At 61.2% G+C, this 21,734-nt stretch carries 14 protein-coding genes; 8 read left to right on the top strand and 6 right to left on the bottom strand.

Annotated features, from left to right (window positions below):
* The first annotated feature begins 146 nt into the window (after positions 1 to 146).
* Both tnpC and Pla175_RS14050 read left to right on the top strand, forming a co-directional pair.
* Positions 147 to 2,864 (top strand): IS66 family transposase, encoded by a 2,718-nt coding sequence (gene tnpC / locus Pla175_RS14055; protein ID WP_145286037.1) that lies wholly within the window; start codon positions 147 to 149, stop codon positions 2,862 to 2,864.
* 114 nt (positions 2,865 to 2,978) lie between these two features.
* Positions 2,979 to 3,224 (top strand): hypothetical protein, encoded by a 246-nt coding sequence (locus Pla175_RS14050; protein WP_145286033.1) that lies wholly within the window; start codon positions 2,979 to 2,981, stop codon positions 3,222 to 3,224.
* Between the two features lie 97 nt (positions 3,225 to 3,321).
* On the opposite strand, the gene Pla175_RS14045 is transcribed toward Pla175_RS14050, so the two are convergent.
* Positions 3,322 to 3,756, bottom strand: coding sequence for a GNAT family N-acetyltransferase (locus Pla175_RS14045; RefSeq protein ID WP_145286030.1), 435 nt, complete (start codon positions 3,754 to 3,756; stop codon positions 3,322 to 3,324).
* A 1,336-nt stretch (positions 3,757 to 5,092) separates the two neighbouring features.
* Entirely contained in the window at positions 5,093 to 6,067 is a 975-nt protein-coding gene (locus Pla175_RS14040) for a PEP-CTERM sorting domain-containing protein (RefSeq protein ID WP_145286026.1), read from the bottom strand.
* A gap of 871 nt (positions 6,068 to 6,938) precedes the next feature.
* Here Pla175_RS14040 and Pla175_RS14035 point away from each other — a divergent pair.
* Complete coding sequence (locus Pla175_RS14035; RefSeq protein WP_197526823.1) at positions 6,939 to 9,008, top strand: LamG domain-containing protein; 2,070 nt, start codon at positions 6,939 to 6,941, stop codon at positions 9,006 to 9,008.
* A gap of 631 nt (positions 9,009 to 9,639) precedes the next feature.
* The gene (locus tag Pla175_RS14030; protein WP_145286020.1) at positions 9,640 to 10,251 is read left to right on the top strand and encodes a hypothetical protein; all 612 of its coding nucleotides are present in this window, start codon (positions 9,640 to 9,642) and stop codon (positions 10,249 to 10,251) included.
* Between the two features lie 307 nt (positions 10,252 to 10,558).
* Here Pla175_RS14030 and Pla175_RS14025 read toward each other — a convergent pair whose 3' ends face one another.
* Complete coding sequence (locus Pla175_RS14025; protein WP_145284379.1) at positions 10,559 to 11,689, bottom strand: ISAs1 family transposase; 1,131 nt, start codon at positions 11,687 to 11,689, stop codon at positions 10,559 to 10,561.
* 89 nt (positions 11,690 to 11,778) lie between these two features.
* Here Pla175_RS14025 and Pla175_RS26045 point away from each other — a divergent pair, with 89 nt between their 5' ends.
* The 3 genes from Pla175_RS26045 to Pla175_RS14015 all read left to right on the top strand — a co-directional run bounded on the left by Pla175_RS26045 (position 11,779) and on the right by Pla175_RS14015 (position 17,201).
* The gene (locus Pla175_RS26045) at positions 11,779 to 12,570 is read left to right on the top strand and encodes a hypothetical protein (protein ID WP_197526822.1); all 792 of its coding nucleotides are present in this window, start codon (positions 11,779 to 11,781) and stop codon (positions 12,568 to 12,570) included.
* Positions 12,465 to 13,085, top strand: coding sequence for a transposase (locus Pla175_RS26040; protein WP_391527839.1), 621 nt, complete (start codon positions 12,465 to 12,467; stop codon positions 13,083 to 13,085). Before Pla175_RS26045 ends, Pla175_RS26040 begins: the two co-directional genes overlap by 106 nt.
* A gap of 435 nt (positions 13,086 to 13,520) precedes the next feature.
* Positions 13,521 to 17,201 carry a beta strand repeat-containing protein gene (locus Pla175_RS14015; RefSeq protein ID WP_145286012.1) on the top strand — a complete coding sequence of 1,227 codons (3,681 nt, stop codon included), beginning with the start codon at positions 13,521 to 13,523 and terminating at the stop codon, positions 17,199 to 17,201.
* Positions 17,202 to 17,258: 57 nt separating this feature from the next.
* Here the strand turns inward: Pla175_RS14015 and Pla175_RS14010 are convergent, their stop codons facing one another.
* From Pla175_RS14010 to Pla175_RS14000, 3 genes are all read right to left on the bottom strand, one after another.
* Complete coding sequence (locus Pla175_RS14010; protein ID WP_145286009.1) at positions 17,259 to 17,693, bottom strand: GNAT family N-acetyltransferase; 435 nt, start codon at positions 17,691 to 17,693, stop codon at positions 17,259 to 17,261.
* Positions 17,694 to 17,903: 210 nt separating this feature from the next.
* Entirely contained in the window at positions 17,904 to 18,095 is a 192-nt protein-coding gene (locus Pla175_RS14005) for a hypothetical protein (protein WP_145286005.1), read from the bottom strand.
* A gap of 599 nt (positions 18,096 to 18,694) precedes the next feature.
* The gene (locus tag Pla175_RS14000) at positions 18,695 to 19,669 is read right to left on the bottom strand and encodes a PEP-CTERM sorting domain-containing protein (protein WP_145286001.1); all 975 of its coding nucleotides are present in this window, start codon (positions 19,667 to 19,669) and stop codon (positions 18,695 to 18,697) included.
* 810 nt (positions 19,670 to 20,479) lie between these two features.
* Here Pla175_RS14000 and Pla175_RS13995 point away from each other — a divergent pair.
* Complete coding sequence (locus Pla175_RS13995; RefSeq protein ID WP_145284379.1) at positions 20,480 to 21,610, top strand: ISAs1 family transposase; 1,131 nt, start codon at positions 20,480 to 20,482, stop codon at positions 21,608 to 21,610.
* Positions 21,611 to 21,734 lie beyond the last annotated feature (124 nt).

Raw genomic sequence — 21,734 nt, 5'->3', positions numbered from 1 at the left:
ACCGCCATCACGAGCGACAGGTCCAAACTTGCGTCGGTGTACCCTACGCGTCGGAAGTGAGCCCACAAAACAACAAATTGACAGGGAATAGGACCGTCATCATACCAAAGGCAAAGCTTCTTCCCTCTAGATCACCGAGTCACAGTATGAACCAGCCCATCTGCACTAAGATCGTTGTTTCCTACGTCGAATGTAAGCGAAAAGCCTACTACCTGCTTCACGGTGAACCGCAAGGTACGGCTCATGACCTTGATCTGGTTTTGGAAAGGCGTGCAGACGCAATTCGCAAGACATATCTTGCCAGCATCGAAGGTGATATCACCCAACGAATCGCCGGTGTTGCCGGTGCCGAATCATCGCCACGCGTTTTAGCCGGGGATCTCGTGGCCGCATGTGACGCGATCACGCGAAAGTACAGCACAAGAAGACGCGAAAGCAGCGAGCCACATCTTGTGGTAGGTGCCCAGAGCTTCACAAAGAAACACAGGTTTGCACTAGCCTTTGCAGCATACGTGATCGGACAATCAGAGACGATTCTCCCTGAGCACGGTGTCTTGGCTTCTCTTGGCGGTAAGCCTAAGAGGGTGAAGGTCGCGTCGCTTTTTCCACAGGTACGCTCCATCGTCGATGACCTCCGAGAGCTATCTCGCGCCGACGCGACTGAGCCTCCATTGATTCTCTGTGAAGCATGTTCAACATGTGTGTTTCGCGATCGTTGCAGGCTAGAGGCAGTCGAGACCGATAATCTCACCCTTTTGGATCGCATGACGCCGAAGTTGTTGAAAAAGTATGCCCGCCGCGGCGTACTTACTGTCAATCAGCTCTCATACCTATTTCGGCCACGGCGTGCAAGGAAGCGATCGCCAGCTGCACAACCCTCATTCAACATCGAGCTACAAGCACTAGCACTTCGAACGAAGAAGATCTACCTGCATGACGCACCGAAACTGCACGAGCAACCTGTCGAAATCTACCTGGACATCGAGGGAATTCCAGAGCAAGGTTTTGACTACTTGATTGGACTCCTAATCAGGAAGGGCAACGAGGTGACGACGAGATCGTTCTGGGCGGACACAAGAGCAGATGAACCACGCATTTTCCAAGAGTGCATCGATACCATCCAGTCGCTTCCGCAAGACGCGCGTCTCTATCACTACGGCAGTTACGAGAAACGTGCGTTTCAAAGAGTCCAAGAAGGGCACGGCCTCAAATGCGACGCCTTGATTGGAAGGCTAACTAACGTGAACTCTATGATTTTTGGGAAAATTTACTTTCCGACCTACTCAAACCGACTCAAAGATCTCGGCAAATTCCTCGGCGTGTCTTGGTCGGCAGCCAATTCAACGGGCATCCAAAGCCTGGCCTGGCGATTTCTCTGGGAAGACACCGGGAATGACGAATACAAGCAGCGGCTGTTGACCTATAACCGAGAGGACTGTGATGCAGTGCGGATTGTTGCTGATGAACTTCGCTGCCTGTCGATGGCGGCCCACGAACGCCCCGATGTTGATGTTCCCACAACATCGAAACGCAACTCAACGAAATCTGGTCTGGAGATTCACGAAACGTTTGATCGGATCTTGAAGTCAGCTCATCTCAAGTACCAAGACCAACGAATCACAATCCGGCCCGAGACGGCGAAGATTCAAAGCAAGCAAGATACGCCCAAAAAGAAACGGCGGGCCACATCCCGTAGAAAACCGTCCGGACGCGCCAACAAAATCATCCACGTTCCTCGAAAGCGCACATGCCTGAGCTGCAAACGGGCGGGCTTGAAACGGTCGAGAAAGACTTCTGAACATTCGCTTATCGAGCTAGGCCGAACTAAGAATGGATGCAAGCGATTCGTTGTCAAGTACGTGGGGCACCAGGCGTTTTGCCCCGAATGTACCTACTACTATCCACCGCCTGCGATCAAGCGACTTCGTGCCCACATTTTCGGTCGATCGATCAAATGCTGGGCCGTGCATTTCCGCATCGTTCTTCGTTTGCCGATACGGGTGATTTCGGATTTGCTGGACACCTTGATTTCAGAGCATGTGGCTGCCAGCAGTGTTTCCGGGTTTGTTGGCGACATCGCAGACGAGTACGCCGCAACCGAGGAACTTCTCGAATCGCAACTTCTTGCAAGTCGTCATTTGCATGTGGATGAAACAAAAATCAATGTTCGCGGAGTCGACTGCTACGCTTGGGTAGTAACAGACGGACAACACGTTCTTCTCAGGTTTAGTGAGAGCCGGCAGATATCTGTTGTTGAAGGGCTGCTCAAGCAATATGAAGGTGTTGTGGTCTCCGACTTCTATGGTGGGTATGACTGTCTTACCTGCAAGCAGCAGCGTTGCCTTGTGCATTTGATTCGCGATTTGAATGAGGATCTTTGGAAGAATCCGTTCAACCAAGACTACGAGTTGTTCCTCAGCAAGATACGCGACATGTTCGTCCCTATCTTTGAGGATGTTGGCAAGCATGGTTTAAAGTCAAGGTACCTGAAGAAGCACATGAAGGCTGTTGACCAGTTTTATCGAGATGTGATCGAGGGCCAGGACAGCGGTTCGGAATTGGGCGAGAAGTACAAGAAACGATTTCGACGGTATCGAGAATCACTTTTCCGCTTTCTCATTGAGGATGGAATCCCGTGGAACAACAACATGGCGGAACGTTCCCTACGTCACCTCTCGGTGCAGCAGAAGATTTCTGGATGTTTTTTCGGACAATCCGGTGCGGACGATTATCTTCGCTTGTTGTCGATCTCGCAAACGTGTCGCTTCCAGGATAAACCGTTTCTTGACTTCCTGCTCTCTGGTGAACGCGATATCGATCAGTTCAAGCCACCTCGACGGCGTCAAAAGCCAAAGGCCCGATGATCCCGGTACGCGGTAACTCAGATTTGGTGAGTGACCGATGCGATTTAGCTCCAGATTAAACTGCGTTCGGTTGGACCAACCTCGCGGTCTCGGTCCATCCTCAAACTCGCGGAGGTGCAGCTCACCTCCCTCGGAGTGCCGACTGGCCAACTGAGCGAGGGCGCAACAGGCAGCACGGCCAAGGTCGATGGCTACCTGCGGGCGGTGCAAGACGCGGCAGGACACCGCTGCGAGATCGTGCTGGGCTGCACGCGCGTCGACTGGGCCATCTCCGAGACAGCTTGGCCGGAGCCGGATCTGAGGGAAGTGATGTCCACCAACAGCAGTCTCGAGGACATTCGAACAGGCTGCGAGCGATGAGGCCGAGGCAGGTTTGGAGCCTCTGGTGGGTAACTTCTAATGCACGAAGAATTGCTCGGAAGTCGGCGTTGAACGACGTGACCAAGACAGGCCGTACCTAATCGCTGGCAGAACATCGTAGGCGGAGCACCTTCTGCCTCGTCGGCTCGTGGATGCTCTCGCCGATCTCTTCGAAGCCGCAATTTGCGTAGAAGCGTCGGCCTATTGAGTTCCTTGAGAACACCTCGACTTCAAGCGTGCCACGCACTTCCCTGGCTTTGTCAACGAGTGCTCGGCCAATCCCTTTCCCGTGGTGAGAAGGAAGCAAGAATAATCCGCCGATCTCGTTGCCAATAAGGGCCACAAAACCCACAGCGGCTCCGTCAATCTCGGCCACCCATGTTTCCGCGTTAGGCAAATACAACTCTGGAAGATTCTTGCGTTCTTGAGCCAGAAACTCCTCGGCTAAAAATGGGTGGGCCAGTCGCGCTGCCTGCTCCCATGAAGAAAGAACAGCTTCCAAATCCCGGCTTTCGAATTTCCTAACGATCATCGCGTTCTTCCTGATTTGAGTTGTCGAGGAACCGCATGACACTCCGGGTAGCCACTAGGTTCATCAGAAAGAAGCCTCCGCGGTAGGGGGCGTCGCTCTTGGTGGCGAAGCGCTCCCGCCAAACTGTGTCGGTCCTGAAACTACTCTGCACTTTCGGGAGGTCGCCAACCCCGCGGAGGTGCAGCTCACCTCCCTCGGAGTGCCCACTGGCCAACCGACCGAGGCCGCAACAGCCAGCACGATCAAGGTCGATTCCGACCTGCGGGCGGTGTGTGCCGGGTCGGCACACCGCTGCGAGTTGATGCTGGCCCGCACGCGCGTCGACTGGCCCGTTTCCGGCAGCTTGGTCCGAGCCGAATCTGAAGGAGGTGATGTCCAACCGGCCGCAGTTTCTGGGGCCATCCAAAACTGCGACGAACGAAGATGCCGAAGCAGTTTCTACCGGCAGCTGACCAGGCTGTAAACGTTGGAATTACCGAGCGGCGTCACTTGCCAATCGGTCTCCCATACGAATCTCAACGGTCCGACTGGTCGCCGACGATACAAGCCTTCAGATGTGGTCTCTGCGTGATTACAGCTTCCCGCTTCTTTCCACGGCTTAGCAGAGCGTGACGTGCGGAACCAGGCCATACAGCTGAGACGCAGAAAGTCCCAGAACCCCATCACGACGGCTCCGATTCCTCCGCCGATCAGCGCCCCCGAAACTGGATTCGAGCCCAGTAGTGTCCCAAGGGATATGCAAACCACCCCGATACCGATCGCCTTCTGGGGAGGAATCCTCGGCGGTCTCGTGAAGAATGACATACGGCCTTCGCCAGAGATTCTACAGATACGACAAGTCTTCTTCTGTAGCGGCCAGGATGGTCCCAGCCCGCGCTGTCCAACGTCGGCGGGAAACGCCGAAGGCACGAAGCCTGCCCCGCTTTGGGGGGGCGACAAAGGCGCCCGGCAGAATGTCGTTCGGGCCCGCGGTCGATGAATCCGATGCAGGCCAACAATGGGTCCATCCGGGTTTCTTGTGGGTAGTAGCGGTCCGACCTCCGCTCCTGCTCCAACAAAGGGGGGCGCCCCTCCGCCGCCGCTCTCGCATCGACCGCAGTAGGGGTGACGGCCGATGCGAGAGCGACGACGAAGGGGCTAGCGACCGCTCTGATGCGAAAAACCCTATGCGCAACGTCTCCCGAGCCCCTTCCTCCTTCACCGTCGCATCGGCCTCGCCCCGCTCCCCATGGCCGGTGCGACGGGGAAGGAGGGAGGGGCGGCCCCTTTCTTCGAGCCCGAGCTGAGGTCTCCTACCCACTAGAAACCCGGATGGACCCAACAATGGCGCCCAAATCTAACGGCGGCGTCTGAACACCACACCCAATCCAATGAGAAGAATCGCGACGCCGCTCGGTTCTGGGACTAGTAAAAGGCTTGACGCAAACACCAGTTGTGGATCATTGACGAAATCACCGGTATAAGCACCTGTCTGAACGTCGTACGTTCGAATCCTTTGATCACCGCTGGCCACGAGCAGGCTTCCATCATTGCGAAAGTAGAGCCCAAGTGGATTGCTCATTAGAGGATCGCTAACGACGGTCCTAATGAACGCGCCCGTCCGTCCATCGAATTGCACAATGTCCAGATCTGTGGGCGACTGCTGGTTGGCAACATATAGATCGCCATCTGGCCCAAGCACAATATTCTGAGGCTTGTGGATGTAAGCGGCGCCGAACTCCGCGACGTATTGACCAGTAGAATCAAACTTCACTACCGTGTGGTCGCCTGGAGAGTAGCCTCGAACGACGTATAGGGTCCCGTCGGGTCCAAAGCGAAAGGCAATCGGCGCCTCCATTGCCGGGCCTGAAGTGAATGCTCCAAGGAAAGCGCCGGTACCGCTATCGTACTCATTAATCTGATCGGATCCTCGGGCGAATAGGTTCCCATTCGGACCGAAGATGATGCCTCTAGGATTCGCGAGAGTTCCTCCCTCGATGAAGACCGTTGATGCACCTGTATCCATATTTACTCTGTGAATCCTTCGTCCTTGAAAATCGCTCACATAGAGAAAGCCGTCAGGGCCGACCACCATTTCGGCAGCGTTCGGAATCTCGGCTAGCGTGTCTATGTAGTTCCCAGTGACGGCGTCATATCGTCGTATCTGGTCTCCGTGGTAGTCACTTACGATAAAATGCGGCAAAGGTAGCGATGCACTTCGCGCCACGCCGCACGCAAGAGTGAGGCAAGCCACGACCAAGATCGCTCGAATTTCAAGTGCGTTCTCGGAAAGCGATCTTTTCAGTTTCGTCACGGTGGCAGGTAATGTCATCGGAGTGAGGGCCGTTTATCGTGCGTTGTCGTGGGGTACCGCATAGTAGACCCTGAGCATAGTAGCAGAACGCTAGGCTACCAAAGTAGTCTGGGGTGCTTGCGGGTGTGCGGGACTCACCCTCGCTGGGCGGATGCCGCATCCGACCCCGTCTACGATCCGGCGCAACCCGCGTCGGTGCAGCTCTCCTCCGTCGGCTCTCCGACCGGCCGCCCGAGCTCGAGGGCACCTCACCCTGGGCGGTCAGGGTTGGCCCCAAGCCGCAGCGGTGTCCTCGCTGAGATCGGACCTCTGCAGCTCGGCCCTGGGGCCTAGCTCGCCTTTTGGTTGCCCACCGATGGCGGCGGAGGACAACACAGGCCCTCCCAGAGTGGGCGCCGCCAGGCCCCCCCAACAGCCGCTAGACGCGATGCGTCGTTGGACTGCCCAAGGGGCCGGCCGCGGCCCCCGGACACGGCCGGGTTTTGGCGCCTTATCGCACTGGGCTCACGCGTATGTGCTACAACTTCTCGCCTCCCAATACCACGAGGCAACCTGCGTCCTGCCGCCGATTTGCTGCCCCAGCTGGACATGTCGCCTAGGTGACCTATCTACCGTCAGCGGGGGTCATCTTGGCCCCCTTCCATCCCCATTCAAGCGAGCGTCCTAGGGGCAAGTGTTGGAAGCTAGAACAGCAGCCGCGGGATTCGGATTTCGAAGGGGGTGCGGCAGGAGATCGAGCAACGGCCGGGCGTATGGCCTGCGGGTTGCCGTCGCATGCCGATCGTCCTCTCGCGAAACGCAGGTCACCGGCGGCCGGCCCGAAGGCGGGCGACATCCCGACAAGGCGGGTCTTGCCGAAGCGCCGATTCTATCGAAGGGTCGCTGCGGCGTGCTGGCGATCGTCTGCGTGCTGGCCTGCCCGACCCAGCGCCAAGCAGAGGCCGCCTATTCGAAGGTGGTGTTGGACAGCGCCCCGATCGCCTACTGGAAGCTGGACGAATCCGGCGGGAGCACCGCGATCAACAGCGGGTCGCTCGGCTCGGCCGCCAACGCAAGCTACTCGGGGGGGCACGCCAAGGGAGCGCCACCGCTCGCGGGAGAAGAAGGCGCGTCGGTCAGCTTTAGCGGAGGACGTATCGGTCTCGGGAATGTGAATGGCGTCAACCGCTCCGGCCCGTTTACACAGAAGACGATCGAGCTCTGGTTCCAAGCAGAGAGCCTTTCAGGCCGGCAGGTCCTCTACGAGCAGGGGGGAAGTATCCGCGGGCTGAGCATCTACCTCGACGGCACCGACCTCTACGTCGCCGGCTGGAACCAAGCCAACGACGACGGCGGCGGAGGCGCCGCGCCCTGGGGCGCCCCCAATCCGGTCTTCATCCCCGTCTACGGGGGGGTGACGACGGGCGCGGTCTACCACGTCGTGCTGGTGATGCGCGGGGACGACTCGGATCTAAGCGGCGTCCTGATCGGATACCTGAACGGGGCCAGCTTCGGCCAACGCAGCGGCGTCGGACGCCTGTGGAACCACAACCCGGCGGTGATCGCCGGGGCGGCCGCCGACACCCGCTTCCACGACGGCAACACCAACAGCAACGCACGCGAGTTCGACGGACGCGTCGACGAGGTCGCGTTGTACAACCGGGCGCTGACGCAGGCGGAAGTGCTCGCCCACTTTCAGGCGGGGAGCCCCGCCGAAGCGCTGGCGGGCCATTGGAAGTTCGACGAGGGGATCGGGTTGACGGCGGCAGACGGCTCAACCGCGGGCAACGACGCGAAGCTGTGGGGGAGCGCCGCGTGGACGACCGACTGCTTGGGGAGGAACGCCGTCGCCTTCGATGGGGTGCGCGGCGAGGCGGCGACAACCGCCCCCTTCTCGCCACCCTCTACCGGGACTGTCGCGTTCTGGATGAAGAGCGCCGCGGTCCCGCGGTCCATCGGCCGGTTGTTCGGCGTCAACGGCGACTGGGAGGCTCGCCGGCAGACCGACGGCACGATCGTGTTCGACCTGGGCGCGTCGCCCCCCAGCAACGCCCAGCCTTTCCGCACCACCAGCGCCTTCGAAACGGCGGGCCGCTGGCGCCACGTCGCGGCGGTGTTTGACGCCTCCGACAGTTCCTTTGAGGTTTGGGTGGACGGCGAGCTTGAGGCGAGTGGAGTGAACAGCGCGAAGATGGTCGCCCAGCCCTCCGGGACGCTCTCCTTCGGCGCCCGCACGGGGAGCTCGGAGAGGTGGCAAGGGGCCATGCGCGATTTCCGGGTCTACCCCGCGAAGCTCTCTTCGGCCCGCATCGCCCAACTGTACGGGCTGGTTGCACACTGGAAACTCGACGAGACGAGCGGGCCGGACGCCGTAGACTCGAGCGGTCGCGGCGCCGACGCCGAGTTCGTCGGAACGCCCCGGCTGGGGCGCGACGGCGCGTTCTCGCCCAAGACGGGCGCCGCGGTCCAGCTGGACGGGCTGGACGACGCGATCGATTCGGGCCAGGGCCTGCTCAATGGGGCAGACGAATTCACCATGGCCGGCTGGATCAAGCCGCGGAACATGGCGCCTGGCCAACCTTTTTTCGGCCAGCCCGGCCTGATCGAGGTTGGCGTGCTCGACACGGCCTACCGGGTCGAGCTACGGACACGCGCTGCGGGCTCGGTTGCCGCGAGCAACGTGCTGTTCCCGGGGGAGTGGAAGCATCTCGCGGCCGTAGGGACCGGCGACTCCCTCACCCTGTATGTTGACGGTCGCGAGGTCGCCTCTGGAGGATCGAGGGTCGCTGGGTACGGCGCCAACGCCGAAGCGTTCAAGATCGGAGAGGGGGTCATCGAAGACGCCGCGGCGTTCTTTGACGGAATGGTGGATGACGTGCGGCTCTACCACCGCGCCCTCTGCCCGGATCAGGTCTACGACCTCTACAAGGGGGGGCGGCCGAGCGGCGTGCGGATCATCCGATGGAGCGAGGTGCGATAACGCCGCCCTCCCTCGCTAAGTCCCCTTACCGGACGCAGCTCTGCGATTGCTAATCAGCGCGACTACCACCCGAAAACGCCGACGTTGCGGCGCACGGCAAATCGAAAGGCGCCCGTTGAGCAAACCGCCACGGCGCTAGGGCTTCGGCTCGCCGGGCAATGGTTGTGGGACAAGCCGTGCAGGCATATCGACCGACACGAAGCTACGAGCTTTTCCAATTGCTAGCGGATGGACAAACACCGGCGGATTCCCCTCCGGAACAACTTGCAGCGGTGCAGCTCACTCGTGCAGTTCGCTGTCGATGGAGTTCTGCAGCGGATGCCTCATCCGCAGCGGTTGTCCGGCACCGCCAGGTCGCAGCGGTGTCCCAGCTCGGGCAAGACCTCCGCAGATAGCTCGAGGCGCCGAGTTGCCGAATCTGGTCCATCTCGGGCAACTGGACCCTCGCCAGACCCGAGCGAAGTGATGTCCACCGACGCGACTTTGGGGGCGACGCTTCGATGCCCAGGAGGGTCACTCCTTTGTACTTACCGGCGACGCACTAATCGGTGCCGAAGATGCCTTCGTAGGCAGCCAGTCTGCTAGTTCGGTACAATATCCGAGCCTAGATCATTCAACCGCTGCACCCGCCATGCGTCCAATAGCTCATACGAACGAGTCCCAGGTAAGGGCTGCGATTGTCAGTGCCCTGCATCAACTTCGCGACGGCGACGAGGCGAAACGACAACTGTTGGCCGATGGCGTCAGAGAGTTAGTCGTCGAGATGGCCGCTGAAAATGATATGGCACTTGCAGCACTGGAGAGAGAGGGGAAGCCGAGTGTAGCAGTTCTCAACTCACCCAACCTTGTGCACTTTGGCCTCCTGGTTGAAGCAGGCCACGACGCAATAAGGCTTCTTGCGAAAGCGGCTTTAAGCCCTCATGCCGCGAAGTTCTTCCCCAACTCGGGAATCTGGAAACCGTATGCCGTGGCGGTGAGTGCATTCTTGTGGGGTGAGTCATTGGACCTTCCGCCCTGCAAGCCGAAGGGCTATGAGAAGCACATGGTTCCGTATATCGACTTCATGATGGCATCCACAGAGGACGAACGCAGGCAAGCAAAACAAGGTATTGCTGACAGCTTTGAAGTCCGAAATCGGGACCGCAGATGTCGGGACTGGTTCGGTCTCGATGGTGATGGAGAGCAACCCGTTAAGTGGGACTTGCGGCTATACACACTGGAAGCTCATCTCGCGTCAGTTTGAAGTCCAGTCATAGCAGCCGCGGCCACCGCTAACGTGCACAGGAGGCGTCGTCCTGTGCAAGTTGGCGAACTCGCCAAGTCGCGTCGGGTGGACCAACGAATGGCACGTAGTTAGCCGTAAGTCGTTGGTATGAATTGACCTACGAAGAAGGGCCTCGCTCGCCTAGAGGGGAGTTGTCAGACAACCCATCCACGGCAAGGAGGCCCCCGATGCGAAGTGTTACCAACGGACGCTGTCGTAGCCAGATCAGCTTTCTGCGTCGTCAGTTCTTGCAGGACGACGGCCTGCAGGGCGATCGCACCATAACTCACCTCCCGCACAGGACTTCCAGCCGATACTGGTCGCTCCATGCGGCCGCGAGGCGTTTGTTCTTGACGCCCAGCTTGCGTGAGGTGTTGTTCTTGAGCAGGCTCAGCGCTGTCCTGCGCAGCAGGCTGAAGTTGGCGTCGGCGTGGCCTTTGCGGATGCGGCATTGGTCTTCGCCGAAGGTGACGTCTAGTTGCCAGTGCAACGCGTTCTCGATCGCCCAGTGGCCACGGACCGCGTCGGCGAACTTTTGGCCGCTGAGGTAGCGGCTGGCGATGTAGTAGCGGGTGTCGTGCGTCTGCGTTCCGTCGGCGTGGGTCGTGATGCGGCACGCCAGGCCGATCGCCTTGAGCCCGCGCCACTTGCTCCCCTCGTCGAACCCGTCCGGAAGCTTCGCTAAGTAGTAGTAGCGATCGTCCTGCCGGCCGTGCCCCTTCTCGTGCGACTCGGAGCGGCGGCAATCGATGCCGCTGCAATCGTCTTCGAGGTGGGCGGCGAAGAAGCCCTTGATCGCTGTGTGCAGCTTGGGCTGGTTCCCCTTGACCGCCAGCACGTAGTCCCCCCCTCCCACGACGATCTGCTCGGCGATCTCCCGCTGGCAGCCCATCGCATCGATCGTCACCAAACACCCCTGGATTTCTAGGATATCCAGCAGCTTGGGAATGGCCGTGATCTCGTTGCTCTTCGCGTCGGTGACCACCTGCCCCAGCGCGATGTGATTGGCCGACGCCCACGCGCTGACCATGTGGATCGGCGCCTTGCTGCTCGCCGCGTCGAAGCTCCTCCGTAAGGTCTTGCCGTCGATCGCGATCACCTGCCCTTCGGTCACCTCGTGCAACGCCGTGATGAAGCTCAGCAGGCACTTCTCGAACTCCGCCGGCTTGATCGCCGCGAAGACCGCGTTGAAGCGGTCGTGCGAGGGGACCCCACTGCTCATGTCCAAGAATCTCGCCAGCCAATCCTTCTTCTCCCGCGACCAGTCGGCGATCGCCACGAAGTCGTCCGCCCCGCTCAGCACCGCGCACAACGCCATCGCCACGATGTTCACCAGCGGGTAGGTCACCTCACGCCGACGCGGGTCGGTGAGGCCCTCGAAATGCTCCGCAATCCGCACGCTCGCCTTGGCGCCCATGCCCATCCCTCCAGGTCCCGCCGGCCGCCAGGCAACACCTGCTGCCATTCCAAACGCCGGCTTGCCTAGAGGGTCGCATATTGCCTAGCTTGGCGCAATCGCCGTGCGACGGCCTGCCGTTCGGCGACGTGCTTAGCGCAGAGACGCTATCAGCCGCACTGAGCACGATCGAGGGCGGTTGGATTGTTCGGATTTACACGCCGATGGTGACGCTGTGGGTCTTCCTTGGCCAGGTGCTCAGTGCTGACCACTCGTGCCGCGCCGCGGTGGCGAGGTTGCTCGTTCATCGCATCGCTAACGGCGAGAGCCGTTGCTCGGCCGAAACTGGCGGCTACTGCCAAGCCCGCAAGCGGCTGCCCGAGGCGTTCTTCTCCGAAGCGGTCCGCGAGACGGGGCGTTCGCTCGACGCCCAGATCAAGCCCGAATGGCTCTGGAAGGGGCGGCGGGTTCGGATGTTCGATGGATCGACCGTTACGATGCCCGACACGGCGGCCAACCAGGCCGAGTACCCGCAGACGAGCCGATCGAAGCCAGGAGCCGGCTTCCCGATCGCCCGGCTGGGCGTGATCTCGTCGCTGTGCTCGGGAGCCGTTCTGAACCTGGGCTTCTGCCCTTACGCCGGCAAGGGAACGGGAGAGGTCACGCTGCTTCGGCGTCTGTGGGACGTGCTCGTCGAGGGCGACGTGCTCCTGGCGATTGCCTGCTCGGCAATTGGCGGTGTCTTTACGAGACGCAGCAACGCGGCGTGGCCATGGTCACTCGACTCAACAAGGCCTTGCGGAAAGCGGACTTCCGTAAGGGCCAGCGACTCGGAAAGGACGACCACTTGGTGCGTTGGCCCAAGCCCCACATCCGTGGGGTTGGTCGCAAGGCGCAACTAGCGATGCCAAGGTATCTGACGGTTCGCGAACTGCGTGTAAGTGTCAAGCAACCCGGTTTCCGCACCAAGGTGATCATCGTTGTCACGACCCTGCTCGACCCAAAGCAGTATCCCAAGGAAGACCTGGCCGAGCTGTACCGGGCTCGCTGGAACCAAGAGCTCGACCTGCGCACGATCAAGACCACGATGCAGATGGACGTCCTGCGTTGCAAGACGCCCGAGCTGGTCCGTAAGGAGGCATGGACCCACTTGCTGGCCTACAACCTGATCCGGACGGTCATGGCGCAGGCCGCCGCGAAGCACGGCGTGCTGCCTCGGACCCTCAGCTTCAAAGGGGCGTTGCAAACGCTCGAAGCCTTCCAACCCTTGATCGCGCAGGTCGGGCCACCCAATCGTTCACGCTGCACTTCTACCAAGAGTTGCTCGACGCCGTCGCGACCCACCGGGTCGCCAACCGACCCGATCGCTTCGAGCCCCGACGGAAGAAAAAGCGAAAGGCCCCCTACGACCTCCTGATGAAGTCCCGCGCCGAAACCAAACTCGATATCCTCAAAGGAGTTAGCAAGAACTAAGTGCCATTCGGTGGACCAGTTTCGGCGAGTTCCGCCTGACGCTAGCTCGCCGAGGTCTTGTCCGGCCATGGACACCGCTGCGGGTTCGCAGAAGCCCTATCTGCGAACGGGCGATGCAACCGAGGTCGGTTGGTGCAGCGACTGACGCCCTGGCCCAATTCCGCGACTGAAGACGTCCTTCGATAGGCTCTCTTGCTCTCAGAATGCGGCATGCCCCACGGTGCGTAGCATTTGAGACGCGGATAGGAGCGGCTGCGTGTCTAATCAGGCATTCTGACCGGAATCGGGTTGCTACAGCGTCCCCAGCCCTCCAGAATGCGGACCCAGTCGATCGCGACGTCCGCTTCGTACCATTGAGAATCACTACAAGGCACCCATCATGCGCAAGCCGATCCGACTCTCGTCCGTCGTCTTCGCGCTCGCAGGCTGGTTGCTAACCGTCCCGGCCCTGGCCCTCGACTTCGAATGGGACCTGGGCGCCGGCAGCGACCTGTGGGACGCCATCGTCACGACGCCGAACCTCGACACTAACTGGTCGCTAAACCAGTTCCCCGCCGAGCCAGACAACATCATCCTCACGGCCGCCTCGGTCGCGGGGCCGCAGACCATCGACCTGGGCGGTGCGACGAGGACGATCAACCGGCTCGCGACGAACGGAGTCGACGGCGCCTACACCTTCACCAACGGACTCTTGGAACTCGGGCTCAGCGCGGGCAACGCCCTACTCACAGACAACGGGGGCGGCGACCTGGTGCTGGACGCCGACGTGCTGCTGCATCCCGATCCCGACAGCACCCAACGGTTCAACGTCGCAACGACCGGCGGATCGATCACCGTCAACGGCGACGTGTCCACTGCGCAGGCGACGGGCATCACCACGCTGATGCTCACCTCGCGTAACGACACGATCGTCCCCTCGGTGGCGGTGAGCGGCGTCATCTCCGACGGGGCCGGCCGCGTCCAACTGGTCGCCGGATTCAACTCGGACTTGGCCAACCACACCGGCGTGGTGCGCGTCACCGGCGCCAACACGTTCACCGGCTCAGTGGGGGTCAATGCGGCAATCCTCGAATTCGATTCGATCGCAAACGTGGGCGGTCCGGCCAACGCGCTCGGGCAAGCGCCGATGGTCGACAGCGCCATCCTCCTAGGGCTCACCGACGGCGGGGGAACGGATCGCGCCGCACTCCGCTACACCGGTTCTGGACACACGAGCGACCGCGCGATCCGGTTGTCCGGCAACAACAACGACAGCGGCGTGATTGAGGCGTCCGGGACCGGGGCGCTGGTGCTCACCGGCCCCGTCACCAACCCGGTCAACGGACAGTTCCTCCGCCTCGGCGGCGTCAGCACGCTCGACAACACCCTCGCCGGCACGATCAGCCCCGGGGCCGGCGCAGCCGTCACCAGCGTCGTCAAAGAGGGCGCCGGCAAGTGGGTCGTCTCAGGGTCCAGCCCCGATTTGGACGGCTCGATCACCGTCGCTAGTGGGCGCCTGGAGCTGTCCGGATCGATCGGCACAACGACCAGCAACGCCGGCGCGTTCCAGGTGAATAACGCGGGCGAGTTCACGCTCGACGGCGGCTACCTAGCCGCAAGCAACCTGAGCAAGTCGCCAGGTGGCGTGATCAACTTCCGCTCCGGGACGATCCGCGTCACCAACGCCAGCAACTCGCCAAGCACGTTCACCGGCCCGCTGAGTATCGGAATCGGCGGAGCAGGCGTGGTGCAACTGCAGGGCGGCAGCAAGAGCTTCGACGACGTCACCCTCCAGGGCGCCGACGACACGCTCGAGCTCGGCGGCAGCGGGACCTGGGAGTTCACCAGCCTCAACAACTCGGCGGGCGGGCAGATCGTCAGCACGAACAACGCAACCACGGTGCGGATCGCCGGCGGGACGTTCACCGACCGGATCGACAGCGGCTCGCGCACCTTCAGCGCCGACCTCACCGGCACCGGGGGCTACACCAAGCAGGGAGCGGGGACGATCGTCTTCGACCAGTCTACCCAGCACGACTACACCGGCCCCACCCGCATCGACGGGGGGACGCTAGAACTCGCGGGGACTTCGGGCCTGCCAAGAACCCCGACCTTCATCGCCGCAGGGGCGACCCTCGTCGTGGCAAACAACGTCAACGGCGACGCCACCGGCGGCACAACCGGCACGGGAACCGTCGTCACGGGCGCCGGCTCCGGCTTCGCGGTGGAACCGTCTTCGGGGGTCTTTGACTTCGCCGGAGCGATCACGGGTGCTGGGAACTTCGTGAAGCGTCTAGCCGGAACCCAAGTGCTTTCCGGAGACAGCGACTACACCGGGCCCACAGAAGTCGTCGCCGATGGCGGCACGCTTCGGATTGCTGCGAACGGTAGCGTCGCCGGCACTAGTGGCGTCACCTACAGCAGCAACGCCACGCTGCACATCGCCGGCGGCACGCTCGACACCCCCGGCAACGTTCGGCCGCTCGCGAACTCCGCCGAGCTGTTGATCACCGGCGGCCTGCTCAAGGCGAACGCCATCGACCGCTCCGTTAGCACCCAGTACCTGAGCCCAGTCACGTGGACAGGTGGCACGATCCACCTGCTGTCGGCGATCACGATCACCAACTCCCAGACCGCGATCGACCGGCCGCTGCCGGGCGTCGTAACGCTCGACGCGGACATGGCGCTGGTGAGCGACGAGACGATCACCGTCACGAGCGGCGGTGCTCTCGTGCTCGACGGCGGGGCGGTTGACGCGGCCGATCTTCCCGTGACCGGCACGGGCGGCGTTGAGTTCAACAGCGGATCGATCCGTCTCCGCAGCGACCAGACACTCAACGCCGTTCGGCTGGCCGAACTCGACGTCGCGACGCCGCTCTCCGCAAATCGATCTTTCACGATCGACGGCGCCGCCACCGTCGAGGCGCCACTCGTCCTGGCGGGCGGTACTCTGTCGGCCGGCCAGATCGTCAACCCAGGCGAATTGATTCTCTCCAGCGGCGTGCTCGAGGTGACCGGCGGCGACCTTACGATCGCCGCAGACGAGACGGTCGACGTCACCAGCGGCATGACAATCGACGTCACCTCCGGCGGCCTTGTGAACGATGGCGAGCTGAACGCGATCAACGCCGTGCTGAGCTTCGCGGGGGGCGTCACCAACAACGGCGACATCAACCTGATCAACAGCACGGTCAACGGTGACTTGGTGAACGGGCCGGGGGGCGCCGCGACGCTGCTCGGATCGAATATCTTCGGCGACGATCTTGAAATGTCGGCAACATCGGCGCTGATCTTAGGAATCGAAGGCCCCGACCAGTTCGACACGGTCGCCGTCGGCGGCGCGGCCACGATCGACGGGCTGCTCAGCGTCGCGTTGGCCGGCGACTTCACCCCGGCGGCGGGTCAACAGTTCGAGGTGCTGACCGCCACAAGCCTCGTCGATCAGGGCCTGGCCTTGGTCGGGCCGTCGGCGAGCCAGTTCAACCTCGTCGTGACCGGCACGAGCCTCCTGTTGCAGGCGACGGGCGGTCTCGCCGGCGACTACAACGCTGACGGCGTCGTCAATGCAGCGGACTATACGGTCTGGCGAGACGGTCTCGGGGTAGCGTTCTCTCAGGGCGACTACGACGTGTGGGTGGCCAACTTCGGCGCAACCGCCCCGGCATTATTGACATCGGTGCCCGAACCGGCCGCTGGTCTACTGTTGCTGATAGCAGTAGCCGCGGTACAGAAAATGGCGGTGGAACTGAAGGCGGCTGGACCATCCGCGGCGAGTTCCCGTCGGGCGCAACTCGCGGAGGTGCAGCTCACCTCCCTCGGAGTGCCGACTGGCCAACGGAGCGTGGGCGCAACAGGCAGCACGGCCAAGGTCGATGGCTACCTGCGGGCGGTGCAAGACGCGGCAGGACACCGCTGCGAGTTCGTGCTGGGCTGCACGCGCGTCGACTGGGCCATCTCCGAGACAGCTTGGCCGGAGCCGGATCTGAGGGAAGTGATCTCCACCAACAGCAGTCTCGAGGACATTCGAACAGGCTGCGATGAGGCCGAGGCAGGTTTGGAGCCTCTGGTGGGTAACTTCTAATGCACGAAGAATTGCTCGGAAGTCGGCGTTGAACGACGTGACCATGACAGGCCGTTCCTAATCGCCGGCAGAACATCGTAGGCGGAGCACCTTCTGCCTCGTCGGCTCGTGGATGCTCTCGCCGATCTCTTCGAAGCCGCAATTTGCGTAGAAGCGTCGGCCTATTGAGTTCCTTGAGAACACCTCGACTTCAAGCGTGCCACGCACTTCCCTGGCTTTGTCAACGAGTGCTCGGCCAATCCCTTTCCCGTGGTGAGAAGGAAGCAAGAATAATCCGCCGATCTCGTTGCCAATAAGGGCCACAAAACCCACAGCGGCTCCGTCAATCTCGGCCACCCATGTTTCTGCGTTAGGCAAATACAACTCTGGAAGATTCTTGCGTTCTTGAGCCAGAAACTCCTCGGCTAAAAATGGGTGGGCCAGCCGCGCTGCCTGCTCCCATGAAGAAAGAACAGCTTCCAAATCCCGGCTTTCGTATTTTCTAACGATCATCGCGTTCCTCCTGATTTGAGTTGTCGAGGAACCGCATGACACTCCGGGTAGCCACTAGGTTCATCAGAAAGAAGCCTCCGCGGTAGGGGGCGTCGCTCTTGGTGGCGAAGCGCTCCCGCCAAACTGCGTCGGTCCTGAAACCACTCTGCACTTTCGGGAGGTCGCCAACCCCGCGTCGGTGCAGCTCACCTCCTTCGGGGTGCCGACCGGCTAGCTGACCGAGGGCGCATCAGCCAGCACGATCGAGGTCGATTCCGACCTGCGGGCGGTGTGTGCCGGGTCGGCACACCGCTGCGAGTTGATGCTGGCCCGCACGCGGGTCGACTGGTCCGTTTCCGGCAGCTTGGTCCGAGCCGAATCTGAAGGAGGTGATGTCCAACCGGCCGCAGTTTCTGGGGCCATCCAAGACTGCGACGAACGAAGATGCCGAAGCAGTTTCTACCGGCAGCTGACCAGGCTGTAAACGTTGGAATTACCGAGCGGCGTCACTTGCCAATCGATCTCCCATACGAATCTCAACGGTCCGACTGGTCGCCGACGCTACAAGTCTTCAGATGCGGCCTCTGCGTGATTACAGCTTTCCGTTTCTTTCCACAGCTTAGCCGACCGTGATGTGCGAAACCAAGTCATACAGCTAAGACGGAGGAAGTCCCAGAATCCCATCGCGACGGCTCCGATCCCTCCACCGATCAGCACCCCCGAAACTGGATTCGAGCCCAGTAGTGTCCCAAGGGATATGCAAACCACCCCGATACCGATCGCCTTCTGGGGAGGAATCCTCGGCGGTTTTGAGAAGAAAGACATACGGCCTTCGCCAGAGATTCTACAGATGCGACCATTCTTCTTCTGGAGCGGTCAGGATGGTCCCAGCCTACGCTGTTCAACGACGGCGTGAAACGCCGAAGCCTGCACCGACTTGGCGGGCGACAAAGGCGCCCGGCAGAATGTCGTTCGGGCCCGCGGTCGATGAATCCGATGCAGGCCAACAATGGCGCCCAAATCTAACGGCGACGTCTGATCACCACACCCAATCCAATGAGAAGAATCGCGACGCCGCTCGGTTCTGGGACTAGTAAAAGGCTTGACGCAAACACCAGTTGTGGATCATTGACGAAATCACCGGTATAAGCACCTGTCTGAACGTCGTACGTTCGAATCCTTTGATCACCGCTGGCCACGAGCAGGCTGCCATCATTGCGAAAGTAGAGCCCAAGTGGATTGCTCATTAGAGGATCGCTAACGACGGTCCTAATGAACGCGCCCGTCCGTCCATCGAATTGCACAATGTCCAGATCTGTGGGCGACTGCTGGTTGGCAACATATAGATCGCCATCTGGCCCAAGCACAATATTCTGAGGCTTGTGGATGTAAGCGGCGCCGAACTCCGCGACGTATTGACCAGTAGAATCAAACTTCACTACCGTGTGGTCGCCTGGAGAGTAGCCTCGAACGACGTATAGGGTCCCGTCGGGTCCAAAGCGAAAGGCAATCGGCGCCTCCATTGCCGGGCCTGAAGTGAATGCTCCAAGGAAAGCGCCGGTACCGCTATCGTACTCATTAATCTGATCGGATCCTCGGGCGAATAGGTTCCCATTCGGACCGAAGATGATGCCTCTAGGATTCGCGAGAGTTCCTCCCTCGATGAAGACCGTTGATGCACCTGTATCCATATTTACTCTGTGAATCCTCCGTCCTTGAAAATCGCTCACATAGAGAAAGCCGTCAGGGCCGACCACCATTTCGGCAGCGTTCGGAATCTCGGCTAGCGTGTCTATGTAGTTCCCAGTGACGGCGTCATATCGTCGTATCTGGTCTCCGTGGTAGTCACTTACGATATAATGCGGCAAAGGTAGCGATGCACTTCGCGCCACGCCGCACGCAAGAGTGAGGCAAGCCACGACCAAGATCGCTCGAATTTCACGTGCGTTCTCGGAAAGCGATCTTTTCAGTTTCGTCACGGTGGCAGGTAATGTCATTGGAGTGAGGGCCGTTTATCGTGCGTTGTCGTGGGCTACCGCATAGTAGACCCTGAGCATAGTAGCAGAACGCTAGGCTACCAAAGTAGTCTGGTCCATCCGGGTTTCTTGTGGGTAGAAAGCCTCAGCTCGGGCTCGAAGAAAGGGGCCGCCCCTCCCTCCTTCCCCGTCGCATCGGCCCTGGGGAGCGGGGCGAGGCCGATGCGACGGTGAAGGAGGAAGGGGCTCGCGGGACTTTGCGCACAGGGTTTTTCGCATCAGAGCGGTCGCTAGCCCCTTCGTCGTCGCTCTCGCATCGGCCGTCACCCCTACTGCGGCCGATGCGAGAGCGGCGACGGAGGGGCGCCCCCTTTGTTGGAGCAGGAGCGGAGGTCGGAATCCTTCTACCCACAAGAAACCCGGATGGACCAGTAGTCTGGGGTGCTTGCGGGTGTGCGGGACTCACCCTCGCTGGGCGGATGCCGCATCCGACGCCGTCTATGATCCGGCGCAACCCGCGTCGGTGCAGCTCTCTTCCGCCGGGTTGCCGACTGCCCAGCTGACCGTAGGCGCATCAGCCTGATCGCCTGGGAGCGACGGCAGAAGTGCAGCAGTGTCGTTGCCGAAGGAAGACTTCTGCGGATATGGCGACTGTCCAACGCGCCGTGAGTGGACAACTCGCTGCGACTTCGGCGGAGCCAGATCTGATCGAAGTGCTGTCCGCCCACGGCGATTGCGCCAAGCTAGGCAATATGCGACCCTCTAGGCAAGCCGGCGTTTGGAATGGCAGCAGGTGTTGCCTGGCGGCCGGCGGGACCTGGAGGGATGGGCATGGGCGCCAAGGCGAGCGTGCGGATTGCGGAGCATTTCGAGGGCCTCACCGACCCGCGTCGGCGTGAGGTGACCTACCCGCTGGTGAACATCGTGGCGATGGCGTTGTGCGCGGTGCTGAGCGGGGCGGACGACTTCGTGGCGATCGCCGACTGGTCGCGGGAGAAGAAGGATTGGCTGGCGAGATTCTTGGACATGAGCAGTGGGGTCCCCTCGCACGACCGCTTCAACGCGGTCTTCGCGGCGATCAAGCCGGCGGAGTTCGAGAAGTGCCTGCTGAGCTTCATCACGGCGTTGCACGAGGTGACCGAAGGGCAGGTGATCGCGATCGACGGCAAGACCTTACGGAGGAGCTTCGACGCGGCGAGCAGCAAGGCGCCGATCCACATGGTCAGCGCGTGGGCGTCGGCCAATCACATCGCGCTGGGGCAGGTGGTCACCGACGCGAAGAGCAACGAGATCACGGCCATTCCCAAGCTGCTGGATATCCTAGAAATCCAGGGGTGTTTGGTGACGATCGATGCGATGGGCTGCCAGCGGGAGATCGCCGAGCAGATCGTCGTGGGAGGGGGGGACTACGTGCTGGCGGTCAAGGGGAACCAGCCCAAGCTGCACACAGCGATCAAGGGCTTCTTCGCCGCCCACCTCGAAGACGATTGCAGCGGCATCGATTGCCGCCGCTCCGAGTCGCACGAGAAGGGGCACGGCCGGCAGGACGATCGCTACTACTACTTAGCGAAGCTTCCGGACGGGTTCGACGAGGGGAGCAAGTGGCGCGGGCTCAAGGCGATCGGCCTGGCGTGCCGCATCACGACCCACGCCGACGGAACGCAGACGCACGACACCCGCTACTACATCGCCAGCCGCTACCTCAGCGGCCAAAAGTTCGCCGACGCGGTCCGTGGCCACTGGGCGATCGAGAACGCGTTGCACTGGCAACTAGACGTCACCTTCGGCGAAGACCAATGCCGCATCCGCAAAGGCCACGCCGACGCCAACTTCAGCCTGCTGCGCAGGACAGCGCTGAGCCTGCTCAAGAACAACACCTCACGCAAGCTGGGCGTCAAGAACAAACGCCTCGCGGCCGCATGGAGCGACCAGTATCGGCTGGAAGTCCTGTGCGGGAGGTGAGTTATGGTGCGATCGCCCTGGCTGTCCGCCCCCGTGACTTTGGCTGAGCCTCCAGGCCGCCGAAGATCATGCATCCTACGCGGGCTGGGCCCACGCCCTTCTCGTGATTTCTACCCAAGAACTT

The organism is Pirellulimonas nuda (assembly GCF_007750855.1).
Taxonomy (GTDB): domain Bacteria; phylum Planctomycetota; class Planctomycetia; order Pirellulales; family Lacipirellulaceae; genus Pirellulimonas; species Pirellulimonas nuda.
Note: the sequence above shows the minus strand (reverse complement) of the source record. Positions and strands in the feature narration are given on the sequence as shown.